The following is a 15,850-nucleotide window of genomic DNA, read 5'->3' as shown; positions in this document are numbered from 1 at the left end:
AATCGTGTGTGATTATGATGAACCGCTTTATTTAATCAGCGTTGTGGCTAAAATCTTAGGCGTGCACCCTCAAACCTTGCGCCAATACGAAAAAGAGGGTTTGATAGAGCCTAGCAGGACTGATGGGAAAATGCGCTTGTATTCCCAACGAGACATGGACAAAATCAAAACGATTTTACGCCTTACAAGGGATATGGGGGTTAATCTAGCGGGCGTGGATATTATCTTGCGTTTAAAAGAAAAGCTTGATGAATTAGACAATCTCAATAAAGAATTGCAAGACGCTCTGCAAAAACACTCTAAAAACACCAAAACCCCAACGAAAAATCTAAACACCCCTACGAATTTTTACGAATTGATTTTATTTAAAAAATGAGTTTGACTGCACTTTTAAACCCCACAAGCCTAGAAGATTTTTTAGGCCAAGAGCATTTAGTGGGGAAAGACGCCCCCTTATTTAAAGCCCTACAATCCAAACACTTCCCCCATGCCTTTTTCTATGGCCCTCCTGGCGTGGGCAAAACAAGCCTAGCTCAAATCATCGCTTGCATGCTGGAGCGCCCCATTCTTTTATTCAATGCGACGGATTTTAAGCTAGAGGATTTGCGCCTTAAGCTTAAAAATTACCAAAACACCCTTTTAAAACCCGTTGTTTTTATTGATGAAACCCACAGATTGAATAAAACCCAACAAGAATTTTTACTCCCCATTATGGAAAAAAATCACGCTTTAATCTTAGGGGCTAGCACGCAAGATCCTAATTACAGCCTAAGCCATGCGATCCGCTCAAGAAGTTTTATTTTTGAATTAACCCCCCTAAAAAAGAGCGATTTAGACAAGCTTTGCGCTAAAGCTTTAACATTGCTCAAAAAACAAATAGAGCCTGACGCTAAAACCTATCTTTTAAACAACAGCGCTGGCGACGCTAGAGCGTTATTAAACCTTTTAGATTTGAGCGCTAAAATAGAAAATCCTATCACTTTAGAAACGCTGCAATCCTTACGGCCTCATAGCCTAAATGACGGATCTTATAGCGATGATACGCATTATAACCTTACTAGCGCGTTAATCAAGTCTTTAAGAGGGAGCGATGAAAACGCTTCCATCTATTATCTGGCGCGTTTGATTGCTGGCGGGGAAAACCCGGAATTTATCGCCAGAAGGCTGGTGATTTTTGCGAGCGAAGATATTGGTAACGCTAACCCAAACGCCCTTAATTTAGCCACTTCTTGCTTGTTTGCAGTCAAACAAATCGGCTACCCTGAAGCGCGCATCATTTTAAGCCAATGCGTGATTTATCTGGCTTGTTCGCCTAAATCCAACACGGCTTATAGAGCGATCAATCAGGCTTTGGATTGCGTTCAAAAAGGCTCACTCTACCCTATTCCTAAACACCTGTTGCCTAACGCTAAAGACTACCTTTACCCACATGATTATAACGGCTATGTCAAACAAGATTATTTGGAAAAACCCCTAGATTTGGTTTCTTCTCAAGGCATAGGGTTTGAAAAAACCCTTTTAGAATGGCTTGATAAAATAAGAAATTGATCTTATAAGTTGCATTAAAATGCGACAATGGTAATAAAAAATCAACATTTTTTGATTGAATTAAAATAATAATGAGTTTTATCTATGGTTCATCGCATTATTATTGTATAATAACATTCTAGTTATAAAAATCATTTTACGGACAAGGGAAATATTAGCATGAGAAGGTTAGAAACTTTAGAATCCATTTTAGAGCGCTTGAGGATGTCTATCAAAAAAAACGGACTCAAAAATTCAAAACAAAGAGAAGAAGTGGTGAGCGTTTTGTATCGCAGCGGTACACACCTAAGCCCTGAAGAAATCACGCACTCTATCCGCCAAAAGGACAAAAACACCAGCATTTCTTCAGTCTATCGCATTTTGAATTTCTTAGAAAAAGAAAATTTTATCTGCGTTTTAGAGACTTCAAAAAGCGGCCGGCGCTATGAAATTGCGGCTAAAGAGCACCATGATCACATCATTTGTTTGCATTGCGGTAAGATCATTGAATTTGCAGACCCTGAAATTGAACACCGCCAGAATGAAGTCGTTAAAAAATATCAAGCCAAGCTGATTAGCCATGACATGAAAATGTTTGTGTGGTGTAAAGAATGCCAAGAGAGTGATGATTAAAAAAATTTAAAGAAGCTAGCTTAAATAGGGCTATCTTTAATGGTTTTAAGGACTTCGTCTAGGTTAAAACGCTTGAGTTTTAGATTTTTGATTTCTTCATCGCTCAAGCGTTTCCAAGTGAAAGTCTTGCCCACATACCCCCATTTATCATAGCTTGAAGTGAATTTCAAATCCCCGTTTGAATTTTGAGTAACCCTTACATAGTAGGTCTTGCCGTCATAAAAATTATACGCTTTACCGCCTTTATAAGATCGTTCCCCAACCTTAATCAAATCGCTTAAAAACACCACGCCTTTATCGCTGCGATTCCTTAGCTTTGAGTTAGGATTGAGTTTGTCTTTTTTGGCTTTAGAGCCATCCACATCAGAAATACCATAGGCATAGAACTTCCCATTATGCTCAAAAAACTCCACAAAAGAGCTTTTCATGTATAAAAATTCCTGAGTTTGATAAATTCCAGGCAACTCTACAGCCCCTAAAAAACAACAAAAAACTATAACAAGACTCACCGATTTCATAATTTTAATTTGATCAATCCTTTAGGCATTTTAACGACCGCTTTAAAAATCGGCTCTTCCCTATATTTTTCAAAAGACTCTCCATAGAACCTCAACGCATGCGCATCGCTTTCCAAAAAAATAGCCAGCATGCCCGCGCTCAAACGCAAAAAAGAAGCTTCACTAACCGGCTCATAAACGATCAAGTCTTTTTTTTCATCATAAGGGGTTTTAATGACAGCCCTATTTATATCTGCCACCTTAGCCCCCTCAACGCCTTTAATGATCAATTGGAAATCCACATATTGTCGGTGGCTTTCAAAAAAGCCTTTCTCGCTTTCTTTGGCATGCTCTAAACAATAACTCTGCTCTATGCTAAAAATGCCATGCCCTAAAGGCGTTTGAAATTCTGTATTAGGATCGAGGTTTAAAACCCTTTGATTCGCTCCACTACCCTTTTGCATGACCTCTTTTAAATACGCATGCAAAATTTCTAATTCTTGCGTTTTTTTAAACAAATGCCCAAGCGAGCCTAATTCCCCAAAAATAGCCATAATCCTTCCTTTTTTACTCTAAAATGGTTTAATTTTTCAGTTGCTCTAAGCGTTCCTTTTTAGTGCCAATATCCGTGATTTGAATGCCAAAATTCCCATCCACGATCACCACTTCTCCCTTAGCGATCACCTTGTCATCTACAAGAATTTCTAAAGGGTCATTCACCAATTGATCCAACTCTACCACGCTCCCTATATCCATAGAGACCACATCTTTTAAAATCATTTTTTTTTGCCCGATGCGCACCTTAACGTTCAATTTCACGTCTAAAAGCATGCTGATATTGCGGATTTCTATGTTTTCTAAAGACGCATCGTGGGTTTTAACCTCTTCAGCAACGCTCTCTGTCGTTTCTTTTTTTTCTTCTTTATGCGTTTTTTCAAATTGGCGTTCAAAAGCTGTCGTAGTCAATAAAACGATTTGGCTTTCTTTGATGGCTTCCATTTTAAAAGAAAACACCATCGCCTTAGCGTAATCTTCTTTTTTAGGAAGCTCTTTAGCGATCTCAGCGTTTATAGTGGTGAAATTGAGTTTAGGGAGCAATTCTTGAGATTTCAAGCTTGTAGCGATCGCGCCAAAAATATTAGAAGCCATTTCTTTAAAAGCGTCTAAATCGTCATTATCCATTTCTTCCTTACTCGCCCCCTCACCTCCTAGCATCAAATCGCTTAAAGCGGTAACTAAATCAACCGGAGCCAGTAATTCAATAGAGCTCTCTTCTTTTTCAATCGCGCTAATCTTAACCCTTGCATAAGGCAGGCTGATTAAACTCGCTTCTTCATTGTTAGAAACTTCTTTTTCTAATCCCACGCTTGGAGCCTTACCCACTAACCCTTCTAAAGTAGAGACAACCTCTTGAATAAAAATTTTAATAAAATCTTGCATTTCTCACTCTTCTTCTATCTTCATAATATCGCCCACTTTGCCTCTGCGCTGTTCTTCTAGCATTTCTAAAATTTCTTTAGTGCGTTCTTTTTCGCTATAGATCACTTCTTTAATTTGAATGGTTTTCCTATACCCTTGAAACCCCACGCTCGCTAAATAACGCTTTTTTTTATGCACATACACGCTCACTTCATCGTTAGCGACTTTATTCAACCGGATAGTATCCCCCACATCTAAATCCAGCATTTCTTTCAAACTCAATTCCACCGCGCCCAAAAACACCATCATATCCACGCTCACCCCGCTCAATAGCGCTTGCAATTCCTTATTACGGCTCTTTTTGGAGTTCGTCTCTGAAAGCATGAAATCCCTACTCCCCATTTTAGAAAGAATGCTCTCAATGGAAATCACCGGGTAGCAAATGTTCATCATCCCACGGCTATGCCCAATGATAATCTCTAAAACCACCATGATAGAAATTTCATTTTGAGCGACGATTTGGACCACATTCGCGCTGGATTCTTTAGCGTCAATGGTAGGATACATCTCCACCACAGGCGACCACACTTCTTTTAAAATTTGCATCACCTGGCGTAAAATCGTATCCAATAAATTCAATTCAATATCGCTAAACTCCCTATTTTGATCATACGCGCTCCCCTTACCCCCTAATAGTCTGTCAATCATAGGGAAAGCGATGCTAGGATTAATCTCTAAAACCCCCGTTCCCCCCATAGGCTTCATGGAAAAGACATTAAAACTCGTAGGGCTAGGCAAACTCATCAAAAATTCGCCATAAGTCATTTGATCCACGCTATGGAGCTGGATCTCTACAATAGAACGCATGATAGAAGAGACTTGACTGGAAAGATTCCTAGCCATTTTGTCATGGATACTCCTAAAAGAGCGCAATTGCTCCTTACTCACACGATTAGGGCGCTTGAAATCATAGAGGGTTACACTGCGTTGGGGGATAATATCTTTTTTTTGGACATTTTGAATATCCACGTTCTCATCAACGACTTCTAAAAGCGCATCAATTTCTTCTTGGCTTAAAATATCAGCCATGATCCACTCCTAAGGATTGGCGCACCTTTTTAATCACTTCTTTAATGATTTGAGAAATGCGCGATTCAGTAATGCCTAAAATCTCTTTGATCTCGCTCAAATTCAACTCTTCAAAGTAATAAAGCTGGATAAGGATTTGCTCTCTTTCGCTCATTTGATTCAGCGCTTTTTGGACATGCTCTAACAACTCTTCTGCTTCAATCTTTTTAGTGATTTCATCTTGCTCAATCGCATTGAATTGCTCATCTATTGGCACTAACGCATAAATATCTGAAGCCGTTTTGGCTTCTCTAATCTTTTCAATATTTTCTCCTAGAGCTTCTGCTAAATACGCATCGCTAGGCTCTTTCCCATGCTCATTAAGGTGTTTGGTGATCTCAATATCAATGCTTTTAATCAGCTTTCTGTTGGAGCGAGAAATCACATCTAAAGAGCGCAAATAATCTAACATTGCCCCATTGACGCGCGTTTTAGCATACCCCCAAAAAGAATCATTTAACGCGCTCTCATAACGCCTGGCTAATTTAATCAATTCTTCAGTGCCAATAGAAACCAGATCGTTAAAATCAATAGAGCTGGGCAAGCGCTCTTTTAAACGAAACGCCATGGCGCGCACGGCCGGTAAATACTGGATAGCGAGCGCGTCTTGATGGTGGTGTTGCTGCTTGTCATAGGCGTTCAAAACCTTTTCTATACTTTTTTCGCTCGCTTCAGTTTTTTGAATTTCTTTGGGCATTCTATTTTCCATCATCAAAATCATAATTTCTAATGTAATTTAAAATACTAGCCACTTCTTTTTCTCTGTTTTTAAACTCATGGTTGAAACGAAGCAAACTCTCTTCAGTGCCTTTTTTGTCAAAAAGACAAATATCTAAATCCGTGCAAGCGATAAAAATAGACGCAAACAATAAGGCGATCAAATACCCCCCAAGCGTGGATAACACCGTCCATAATAGAATGCTCTCTGGCTCATTGAATTTCAACACCGAAAACACTAACCCTAAAAAAAACCCTACCACAACAGAAAAATGGATAAAATTTTGAACTCTCATCAGTCTACCCCAAATACTTCAAAAGCCTTTTAAAAAAGCTTTTCAAACCTTCTTTTGGTATTTCTAAAGCACCGGTTTCTAGTTTAGAAACCAAAAGGCTCGCTATCTGATCAATGGATTGCGAAAACAAATCGTTAGGGGCTATTTTTCTTAAAATTTTCCGCTCTCTCACATAGCGTTTCAATAAAGAGCTGTTTTCAATCGCCCCTAAATAGTGCAATTCTAATGAAGCGATATTGTTTTTAGCCACCTTAAACAGCCTTTCATAAGTCGCCCTGCCCTCTTTAGGTTGGGCTACCATGTTAGCGATAAGAAACAATTCATCTTTATTTTTGGAGTTGATTTTAATGCATGCATACGCATCGGTAATCGCTGATGGATCGGGTGTGGTAACAATCACCACGCAATCGCTCGCGTTCAAAAACGCTTGCGTAGTGGCTCCAATCCCAGCGCCTGTATCAACCACAATATAATCTAAAGAGCTTAAAACCCCCTCTTCATCTACGAATTGATCTAAAGCTTCTGCACCGCTAATGTATTTTAAAATTTCTTCGCCGCTATCCCCGGGAATTAAGCAAAGCCCGGGTTCAATCTCGCAAATGATTTCTTGTAATTTGGCTTCACCCTTTAAGGCATGCAAGATATTTTTATGGGTTTTCACCCCAAAAATCACATCTAAATTCGCTAAACCAATATCCGCATCAAACACCCCTACCTTATAACCTTTCTTGTATAGAGAGTAGGCTAAATTAGCGCTAATGTTGGACTTCCCCACGCCTCCCTTACCGCTTGTGATAGCGATGAATTTGGTATTCCCTTTATTATCAAAAAAACTTTTAGGGCTTTTAAGATTCATCAAATTATCTAAACGGCTCGCTTGATTGTTCATGCTTGTTCCTTATTAGGGTTACTAAAGCCATCTAGCATGCAATCCACTAAATATTCATTAGTAGCCACTTTCAAATCCATAGGCACTTCTTGCCCAACAGAAAGATAGCTGATAGGCTTTTGGCTTTCATGCACTAAAGAAAACAAATTCCCTAACCCCCTACTCTCGTCCAATTTTGTAAAGATTAAAGTGTCAATCCCTAACACCCCAAAAGAATCATAAATATCTTTCATGTCTTCATACTTAGTGGTAACTGAAAGCACTAAGGACACATCAATATTATAACCCCCATCTATAAATTCCTTCAAACCGGCAATTTTTTCTTTATCGTATTGCGAATGCCCTGTCGTATCCACTAAAATAAAATCGCAGTATTCCAACGCTTCAATTTCTTTAGCAAAATCCTTAGCGTCAATCACCGCTTCTATACTCATTTTCATTTTATTAGCATACCAACTCAATTGCTCCAAAGCCCCAATGCGATAATTGTCTAAAGTGATAATGCCCACCTTGTATTTTTTAGCGAGCATTCTAGAATAGCGCGCGGCTAATTTAGCTAAAGTCGTCGTTTTCCCCACGCCTGTTGGCCCTACAAGCATTAAGATGCGTTTTTGCCTTAAATTCAAATCTTCAGGGCGGCATAAGATCATTTTGCGCAACACTTCTCTAAAATAACGCTTGATCGTTACGGAATTTTCCCGCATGCGTAAAGGCATCAATTCCAGGCTCAATTGCATGATTTCATCTAAATGGCTGGATTTCATCCCGCTTTGTTTGGCCAGTTTGTAAATTTCGGCAAATTCTTGAGGGATATTGACAGAATTGGGGTTTTTCTCATCCCAAAACATGTTTTGAATGAGTTTTAAGCTGTCTCTGATTTTACTTAATTGCAGATTAATATCTTTAATCTCTTCTTCTTGTTTGACCTCTCTTTTTTCTCTTTCTTTTTTATGGTTGGCTTCATCTTTTAAGGCTTGCAATAAAGCGTCCTGCTTATTAGCCTCTAAAGGCGTATCCTCTAACGGGGCGTCTTTTTCTAAAAGGATCTTATTTTTTGAAAAACTATAGTTGCGCTGATTAGATGAAACCCCGGCGAGTTTGCGCATTTCTTCTACAGTGCTTGAAAGCTGCATGACCACGTCTTCTTCATTCAATTCTTCATCATACAAGCTTTCTAGAATAAGGGGGGCTTTAGGGGGCTTGTTTTCGCTCTCTTCTTCAACCGCCACAACGATTTCATAAAGCCCAGAAGAAGTGAGCGTTTTTTTACGGATTTCTTGCGTTTTAAACACCAGCGTATCCACCCCATGGTGGCTTTGAGCGATCTTTAAAGCTTCAGCGGCCGTCTCCCCACTATAAGTATAGAATTTCACCACTCTTCTCTTTTAAAAAGGATTTGTTGCAAAGTTAAAGGCACTAACACCGAATCCCTTTCACTCCATTTAGGGTGAGGTAAAGTCAAATCGTTCTGCCTTAAAATGACTTGGTTGAAAGCGATAATGTCAATATCTAAAGTTCTTGGAGCGTCTTTAAAATCGCGCTTCCTTTTGCGCCCAAAACGCCTTTCTATATAAAAAACCAGAGCAAAAAAATGGCGTAAACTTAAAGATGTTTTAAGGATAATCGTAGCGTTATAAAAGTTAGGTTGATTAGTGTAACCAAAAGGCGGATTGATATAAATGGGCGAAGAAAAAATTTTCCCGATTTTACTATGATTTTTAAAATATAAAAAACAATTTTTTAATATTTTTAAAGGATTTTTAAGATTAGATCCCAACCCTAAAACCACCCTGTTAGAAAAATCAAGCCTTTTTTTAAAAAGGCTAGGGAAAAAGCGGCTAGTAAGGATCTCTCGCATCACAAAAGCTCAGCCCTAGAATTTTTAATCACCACTAAATCTTCAATGCGCACCCCAAAAAATCCAGGGATATAAATCCCAGGCTCCACAGAAAACACCATGCCCTCTTCTAAAATGGTTCCACTGCGCGATGAAATATAAGGAAGCTCATGAATGTCTAAGCCAATGCCATGCCCGGTGCTGTGAGTGAAATACTGCCCATAACCATAATCGCTAATCACCCCCCTAGCCAAACTGTCCGCTTCTTTACCGGTCATGCCCGCTCTAATGCCTGAAATAGCCTTTTCTTGTGCTTCTTTCACAATGTCATAAATCTTTTGACGCTCTTTATCCTTGAAACTCTGCTCTCTTGTGAAGACAAAATCTTTAGGGTCAAAAAAAGCCGTGCGAGTCCTATCTGAGCAATAGCGTTCGTATTTGATCCCCATATCCAAAAGAATGCTATGCTCCGCTTTTAAAAAATCCTTCGCACTAGGCAAAGCATGGGGCTTGCTCGCGTTCGCATTCAAGGCTAAAATAGGCTCAAAACTCAGATCATAAACCCCCTCTTTAGTCAAAAAGTCCTTAACCTTATGCTGCAAATACCGCTCGCTCAATGACTCTTTTTCATCAAAAATCTTTTTCACATACTCGGCAAAATTTTCAAAAGCTTCAACATTCAAGGCTTGAGATTTTTTGAGAAGTTGGATCTCATGTTCGTTTTTAATGATGCGTTTTTGGCGGTGGTAACTAGGCACGCCCTTTAAAACAACCTTATTCCCAACCGCTGAATTTAAACGCTTGTAGGTTTGCAAATTCACTTGATTGGGGTCAAAAAAGAGCTTTTTAACCGAACTCTTTGCGATCAAATCAATCGCGCTTTGCACTAAATCACTAGATTCTATCACTTCCGCTAAAACGCCATTTTTAGGCTGAATGCTTTCTTTAGCTTCTTGAGTGTAGCGAGAATCAGTGATAAAAAACGAGCGATCGTCTAATTGCAAAAACAAAGCGTTATCGCAACTATAAGCACACTCAAAAAACATCGCGTTCTCATTGAGCGTGAAATGCGATTCTCTTTCTAATCCTTTCATGGGTAGCCCCCTTTTATTTTTGATTGTTAATGGGGTTATTAGGGTTGTTTTTTTGGGCTTCTTGGAACGCTTTCATTTCGGCTAAAATATTGACCATCGCCATTAAAGCCATGTTGTAACCAAGCGGGCCAAATCCCATGATCACGCCTCCACAAGCCGCTCCAGTGTAAGAATTTTTCCTGAATTCTTCTCTGGCTTGAATGTTAGTGAGATGCACTTCAATGACAGGTTTGCCCGCTAGCATGATCGCATCCGCAATCGCAATAGAAGTGTGCGAAAACGCTCCAGGGTTAATGATAATCCCTTCATAATCGCTGCCCACGCTCTCTTGGATTTTATCAATGATTTCGCCCTCAAAATTGGTTTGAAAAAACTCTAATTCCACTTCTAAATTGCCTTGTTTCACGAAAGTTTGCATGATTTCATGAATTTGGTCTAAGGTTACCATGCCATAAAGTCTTGGGTCTCTGTGTCCTAACATGTTTAAATTAGGCCCTTGAATCACTAAAATTTTCATTAATTTATTTCTCCTTGTTGAATATGGAATGAAACCACATTATAGCATAAGTTTTTATCTTACCCCTTAAATCCCCCTAAGAACGCATTGTCAAGAAACTACCGCTTGACTAACATCAAACCCCTTGATGCTAAAAAACGCTTTTATCCTTTTTTAAAAAAACAGCCATCATGATCATTCCCACAAAAAAACTTCCCGTAATGAAGAAATCAAAGGGGTCAAATCCGATGCCAAAAATAAGATAAAAGGCGAGTGTCATTAGTATAAAAAACGATATTAAAGAGTTTTGCTTTATCCCGCTCCAAAAAATCTTTACAATGACTAACAAGAAAAAGAGCCAGATCAAAAAGCCTATGATCCCCCTAGTGGCTAAAATGTGAATGATTTGATTGTCGTATCTTTCATAACAAAGAATCAAATCTTTGGCTCTATAAGACTTTGATAAGGATAAAATCTCTTCTAACCTCTGGCATTTCTCGCTAGCGGCCATACCAAAAAAGGGCCTTAAACGCAAAACCGTTAGGGCTTCTTTCCAGCGCTCCAAACGCCACCCGATACTGCTATCGGCGTCCTTTTTAGCGTAGCGTTTCAAATCCTCTTCAAAGCTTTGGTTTTGAACTCTAGATTGCTCTATTGCCCCCCTTTTTTCTAAAGCGTTACTCCCCACATACAAAGCACTCAAAATAAGACTCACAACCACCATATAACCCAATGGTTTGAGCGATTTTTTGGCGTATAAAATAAAGCAAGACAGGATTAAAAAAGTAGCCACAAAAGCGATTGTTGCACTCCTTGTAGCGCTTAAAATAACGACTAAAAACCCCACGAAAACAGAAAGAGTGAAAAAAAGTTTTTCTTTTTGATTGTGCGAATAAAGCGCGTAAATATAACAGCCTAAAATGGACACGCTCACTAAAACCACATACTCCTTAACCGTGCTAAACCCTTGCGCTCTGGGCATGTTAAAATAAATTTTTTGCACTAATGAAAGCAAGCCGTTGATGAAATTTGCAACAGCCATGCTATAAAAAAGGATTTTTTGATTCAATTTGATTCTTAAACGGCTCGCAAAAAGCAAGCATAACGCCCCGCAAGCGTAAGTTAAGGACATGTTTAGAGCGAATAAATTGTAGCGGAAAGTTTGGCTATCATGCATGTTAAACATGTTAGGGAAGATGCTTAAAAACACGCCCAAAAAAGCCAGAGTGAGCCATTTGAAAGGCATGGTTTTTAAATGATTAATCGTGAAAGTTTCTTTCAAAGACGCTTGGAAATAACACCTAAGAAGCAAAAAAACCATTAAAACAATCAACAAGACTTGCGTTAAAGGCTTTTTAAACGAAGTGAGAAAAAAAAGGGCAAAAATTAAAGTGAAAACAGAGTCCGCACTAAAAAAGGCTTTTAAACGCTCTTTCAACACAAACTCGCCATACCCTAAAACCGATAAAAATTATCTGTCTTTAATGCCTAACTTTTCAATCAAAACCACATAACGCGCATGATTAGTGCGTTTGATGTATTTCAACAAGTTGCGTCTTTGAGCGACTAATTTTAAAAGCCCTAAACGACTGGAATGATCTTTAGGGTTAGTCTTTAAATGCTCGGTTAAAAGCTTGATCCTTTCATTCAACAACGCCACTTGCACCTCACAAGAACCCGTATCGTTTTCCTTAGTGGCAAACGCTTTAATGATTTCTTGTTTTTTCTCCAGATTCAAAGCCATAACGACCTCCTAAATTGGTAATTTAATAAAGATCGCATTATAGCGTAAAATAAGCTTTTTTGTGTCATACTTTTAAACTTTATATTATAATAAGAGACAAACACACCTACCAAAATTAAGGCATTGATTTTAGATTATGGCAAACGAACGCTCCAAATTAGCTTTTAAAAAGACTTTCCCTGTCTTTAAACGCTTTTTGCAATCCAAAGACTTAGCCCTTGTGGTCTTTGTGATAGCGATTTTAGCGATCATTATCGTGCCGTTACCGCCTTTTGTGTTGGATTTTTTACTCACGATTTCTATCGCGCTATCGGTGTTGATTATTTTAATCGGGCTTTATATTGACAAGCCTACTGATTTTAGCGCTTTCCCCACTTTATTGCTCATTGTAACCTTATACCGCTTGGCTTTAAATGTAGCGACTACTAGAATGATTTTAACCCAAGGCTATAAAGGGCCTAGTGCGGTGAGCGATATTATCACGGCGTTTGGGGAATTTAGCGTGAGCGGGAATTATGTGATTGGGGCGATTATCTTTAGTATTTTAGTGTTAGTGAATTTATTAGTGGTTACTAATGGCTCTACTAGGGTTACTGAAGTTAGGGCGCGATTCGCCCTAGACGCTATGCCAGGAAAGCAAATGGCGATTGATGCGGATTTAAACTCAGGGCTTATTGATGATAAGGAAGCCAAAAAACGGCGTGCCGCTCTAAGCCAAGAAGCGGATTTTTATGGCGCGATGGATGGCGCGTCTAAATTCGTCAAAGGCGATGCGATCGCTTCTATCATTATCACGCTTATCAATATCATTGGGGGGTTTTTAGTGGGCGTGTTTCAAAGGGATATGAGTTTGAGCTTTAGCGCTAGCACTTTCACTATCCTAACCATTGGCGATGGGCTTGTAGGGCAAATCCCTGCTTTAATCATTGCGACAGCGACTGGTATCGTCGCCACTCGTACCACGCAAAACGAAGAAGAGGACTTTGCTTCTAAACTCATCACACAGCTCACGAATAAAAGCAAAACTTTAGTGATTGTGGGGGCGATTTTATTGCTTTTTGCCACCATTCCTGGACTCCCTACCTTTTCTTTAGCGTTTGTAGGGACTCTCTTTTTATTCATCGCATGGCTGATTAGCAGGGAGGGAAAAGACGGATTGCTCACCAAATTAGAAAATTATTTGAGTCAAAAATTCGGCTTGGATTTGAGCGAAAAACCCCACAGCTCCAAAATCAAACCCCATGCCCCCACCACAAAAACTAAAACCCAAGAAGAGCTTAAAAGAGAAGAAGAACAAGCGATTGATGAAGTGTTAAAAATTGAATTTTTAGAATTGGCTTTAGGCTATCAGCTCATCAGCTTAGCGGACATGAAACAAGGGGGCGATTTGTTAGAAAGGATTAGGGGCATTAGAAAAAAGATAGCGAGCGATTATGGTTTTTTGATGCCACAAATTAGGATCAGAGATAACTTACAGCTCCCCCCAACGCATTATGAAATCAAGCTTAAGGGCATTGTGATTGGTGAGGGCATGGTGATGCCGGATAAGTTTTTAGCCATGAATACCGGTTTTGTGAATAAAGAAATTGAAGGCATTCCCACTAAAGAGCCGGCTTTTGGAATGGACGCTTTATGGATTGAAACTAAAAATAAAGAAGAAGCCATTATTCAAGGCTATACTATTATTGATCCAAGCACCGTTATTGCGACACACACCAGCGAATTAGTGAAAAAATACGCTGAAGATTTTATCACTAAAGATGAAGTGAAATCCCTTTTAGAGCGCTTGGCTAAAGACTATCCTACGATTGTAGAAGAGAGTAAAAAAATCCCCACCGGTGCGATCCGCTCAGTCTTGCAAGCCTTGTTGCATGAAAAAATCCCCATTAAAGACATGCTTACTATTTTAGAAACGATTACCGATATTGCCCCATTGGTTCAAAACGATGTGAATATCTTAACCGAACAAGTGAGGGCGAGGCTTTCTAGGGTGATCACTAACGCTTTTAAATCTGAAGACGGGCGTTTGAAATTTTTAACCTTTTCTACCGATAGCGAACAATTTTTGCTTAATAAATTGCGAGAAAATGGCACTTCTAAGAGCTTGCTACTCAATGTGAGCGAATTGCAAAAACTCATTGAAGGGGTTTCTGAAGAGGCCATGAAAGTCTTGCAAAAAGGGATCGCTCCGGTGATTTTGATCGTAGAGCCTAATTTAAGAAAAGCTCTTTCTAATCAAATGGAGCAGGCCAGGATTGATGTGGTCGTGCTAAGCCATGCGGAATTAGATCCTAACTCTAATTTTGAAGCCTTAGGCACGATCCACATTAACTTTTAATTTAATTTATAAAATAAAAAAGGAAAATGATGCAAGTTTACCACCTTTCACACATTGATTTAGATGGCTATGCATGCCAGCTTGTTTCAAAACAATTTTTTAAAAATATCCAATGCTATAACGCTAATTACGGGCGTGAAGTCTCAGCGAGAATTTATGAGATTTTAAACGCAATCGCTCAATCTAAAGAGAGTGAATTCCTTATTTTGGTTAGCGATTTGAATTTGAATTTAAATGAAGCAGAGTATTTGCAGGATAAAATCCAAGAACACCGCTTGCAAAATAAAAGCATTCAAATCCAGCTTTTGGATCACCATATCAGCGGTAAGGAAGTGGCTGAGAGTTTCCATTGGTATTTTTTAGACACGAACCGCTGCGCGACTAAAATCGTGTATGAATTTTTGAAAAAGCATTACGCTCTTTTAGAGCCAAAAAACACAACATGGCTAGAGCCTTTAGTGGAAATGGTCAATTCTGTGGATATTTGGGACACGCAAGGTTATGGCTTTGAATTAGGCAAGGTGTGCATGCGCATGATCGCTCAAAGCTCTGAATTGAATCGTTTCATGTTTGATGATGAAAACCGCGATTATAAATTAAAGCTTTTAGAAGAAGTTAAAAACTATTTGTTTTTAGAAAATGCCCCTGTAGCCTATGATAATGATTTGTTTAGGCTTAAAAAAATCGCTTTAGGGGGCGACCCTGATACAGAAACGATGGACAATATCTCTTCAAACGCGCAAACGCATTTGCTCTCTTTAAAAAAGCATGATTGCAGCGTTTATTACCAGGATAAAAAAGGGTTTTTAAGTTATTCTATGGGGGGTATTAGCGTGTTGGCTAACCTTTTTTTAACGCAAAATCCGGATTTTGATTTTTATATAGATGTGAATTCTAAAGGGAATGTGAGCTTAAGAGCGAATGGGAATTGCGATGTGTGTGAACTCAGTCAAATGTGTTTTAATGGGGGCGGGCATAGGAATGCGAGCGGAGGCAAGATTGATGGCTTTAGGGAGAGTTTCAATTACAGGGATATTAAAGAACAAATTGAAGAAATCTTTAATAACGCTTAAAACTAAGCTGTTTGTAACAAGCTAACAAAAACTAACAAGAGTTTAAAAACTCTTTTTGGAAAGGTTTAGAAACTTCTATTTTATCATTTTGTATAAACCCATTTCTTTAAGGTAAAGGGGTATTTTAAAAACTATTCCCCTATATTCCCCTACAAACCCCCT

The 15,850-nt window shown here is 38.9% G+C and carries 18 protein-coding genes; 5 read left to right on the top strand and 13 right to left on the bottom strand.

Annotated features, from left to right (window positions below; all coding sequences use genetic code 11):
* The first annotated feature begins 4 nt into the window (after positions 1-4).
* From J5F42_RS07160 to fur, 3 genes are all read left to right on the top strand, one after another.
* Positions 5-376, top strand: a complete 372-nt coding sequence (locus J5F42_RS07160) for a heat shock protein transcriptional repressor HspR (RefSeq protein ID WP_000332999.1) — start codon at positions 5-7, stop codon at positions 374-376.
* Entirely contained in the window at positions 373-1,548 is a 1,176-nt protein-coding gene (locus J5F42_RS07155; protein WP_283491292.1) for a replication-associated recombination protein A, read from the top strand. Before J5F42_RS07160 ends, J5F42_RS07155 begins: the two co-directional genes overlap by 4 nt.
* A gap of 159 nt (positions 1,549-1,707) precedes the next feature.
* Positions 1,708-2,160: a ferric iron uptake transcriptional regulator gene (gene fur / locus J5F42_RS07150; protein WP_001253271.1), complete on the top strand. Its 453-nt coding sequence runs from the start codon at positions 1,708-1,710 to the stop codon at positions 2,158-2,160.
* A gap of 20 nt (positions 2,161-2,180) precedes the next feature.
* On the opposite strand, the gene J5F42_RS07145 is transcribed toward fur, so the two are convergent.
* From J5F42_RS07145 to rpsO, 13 genes are all read right to left on the bottom strand, one after another.
* Positions 2,181-2,678, bottom strand: a complete 498-nt coding sequence (locus tag J5F42_RS07145; protein ID WP_000844094.1) for a DUF2147 domain-containing protein — start codon at positions 2,676-2,678, stop codon at positions 2,181-2,183.
* Entirely contained in the window at positions 2,675-3,211 is a 537-nt protein-coding gene (locus J5F42_RS07140; RefSeq protein WP_097699373.1) for a NanQ anomerase/TabA/YiaL family protein, read from the bottom strand. Before J5F42_RS07140 ends, J5F42_RS07145 begins: the two co-directional genes overlap by 4 nt.
* A 28-nt stretch (positions 3,212-3,239) precedes the next feature.
* The gene (gene fliY, locus J5F42_RS07135) at positions 3,240-4,097 is read right to left on the bottom strand and encodes a flagellar motor switch protein FliY (protein WP_283491291.1); all 858 of its coding nucleotides are present in this window, start codon (positions 4,095-4,097) and stop codon (positions 3,240-3,242) included.
* Between the two features lie 3 nt (positions 4,098-4,100).
* Positions 4,101-5,165: a flagellar motor switch protein FliM gene (fliM, locus tag J5F42_RS07130; protein WP_000763587.1), complete on the bottom strand. Its 1,065-nt coding sequence runs from the start codon at positions 5,163-5,165 to the stop codon at positions 4,101-4,103.
* Entirely contained in the window at positions 5,158-5,925 is a 768-nt protein-coding gene (locus J5F42_RS07125) for an RNA polymerase sigma factor FliA (protein ID WP_283491290.1), read from the bottom strand. Before J5F42_RS07125 ends, fliM begins: the two co-directional genes overlap by 8 nt.
* Positions 5,903-6,217 (bottom strand): hypothetical protein, encoded by a 315-nt coding sequence (locus J5F42_RS07120; RefSeq protein WP_001265943.1) that lies wholly within the window; start codon positions 6,215-6,217, stop codon positions 5,903-5,905. The genes J5F42_RS07125 and J5F42_RS07120 overlap by 23 nt, the downstream gene beginning before the upstream one ends.
* A gap of 4 nt (positions 6,218-6,221) precedes the next feature.
* Positions 6,222-7,106 (bottom strand): flagellum site-determining protein YlxH, encoded by an 885-nt coding sequence (gene ylxH / locus J5F42_RS07115; RefSeq protein WP_283491289.1) that lies wholly within the window; start codon positions 7,104-7,106, stop codon positions 6,222-6,224.
* Positions 7,103-8,479, bottom strand: coding sequence for a flagellar biosynthesis GTPase FlhF (gene flhF, locus J5F42_RS07110; RefSeq protein WP_283491619.1), 1,377 nt, complete (start codon positions 8,477-8,479; stop codon positions 7,103-7,105). Before flhF ends, ylxH begins: the two co-directional genes overlap by 4 nt.
* Positions 8,476-8,964: a 2-amino-4-hydroxy-6-hydroxymethyldihydropteridine diphosphokinase gene (gene folK / locus J5F42_RS07105; RefSeq protein WP_001884421.1), complete on the bottom strand. Its 489-nt coding sequence runs from the start codon at positions 8,962-8,964 to the stop codon at positions 8,476-8,478. The genes flhF and folK overlap by 4 nt, the downstream gene beginning before the upstream one ends.
* Entirely contained in the window at positions 8,964-10,037 is a 1,074-nt protein-coding gene (locus tag J5F42_RS07100; RefSeq protein WP_283491288.1) for an aminopeptidase, read from the bottom strand. The genes folK and J5F42_RS07100 overlap by 1 nt, the downstream gene beginning before the upstream one ends.
* A 13-nt stretch (positions 10,038-10,050) precedes the next feature.
* Positions 10,051-10,554, bottom strand: a complete 504-nt coding sequence (gene aroQ, locus J5F42_RS07095; RefSeq protein ID WP_000699293.1) for a type II 3-dehydroquinate dehydratase — start codon at positions 10,552-10,554, stop codon at positions 10,051-10,053.
* Positions 10,555-10,684: 130 nt separating this feature from the next.
* Entirely contained in the window at positions 10,685-11,974 is a 1,290-nt protein-coding gene (locus J5F42_RS07090; protein WP_283491287.1) for an O-antigen ligase family protein, read from the bottom strand.
* Between the two features lie 30 nt (positions 11,975-12,004).
* Positions 12,005-12,277 carry a 30S ribosomal protein S15 gene (rpsO, locus tag J5F42_RS07085; RefSeq protein ID WP_001207128.1) on the bottom strand — a complete coding sequence of 91 codons (273 nt, stop codon included), beginning with the start codon at positions 12,275-12,277 and terminating at the stop codon, positions 12,005-12,007.
* A gap of 136 nt (positions 12,278-12,413) precedes the next feature.
* Between rpsO and flhA the strand changes: the two genes are divergently transcribed.
* Both flhA and J5F42_RS07075 read left to right on the top strand, forming a co-directional pair.
* Positions 12,414-14,615 (top strand): flagellar biosynthesis protein FlhA, encoded by a 2,202-nt coding sequence (flhA, locus tag J5F42_RS07080; protein WP_097699809.1) that lies wholly within the window; start codon positions 12,414-12,416, stop codon positions 14,613-14,615.
* A 29-nt stretch (positions 14,616-14,644) separates the two neighbouring features.
* Positions 14,645-15,688, top strand: coding sequence for a 3',5'-cyclic-nucleotide phosphodiesterase (locus J5F42_RS07075; RefSeq protein WP_198934268.1), 1,044 nt, complete (start codon positions 14,645-14,647; stop codon positions 15,686-15,688).
* The last annotated feature ends 162 nt before the right edge of the window (positions 15,689-15,850 follow it).

The sequence above is a fragment of the Helicobacter pylori genome, assembly GCF_030062585.1.
In the GTDB taxonomy this organism is placed as follows: domain Bacteria; phylum Campylobacterota; class Campylobacteria; order Campylobacterales; family Helicobacteraceae; genus Helicobacter; species Helicobacter pylori_CN.
The sequence above is the reverse complement of the archived record's forward strand: the minus strand, read 5'-3'. Positions and strand labels throughout refer to the sequence as shown.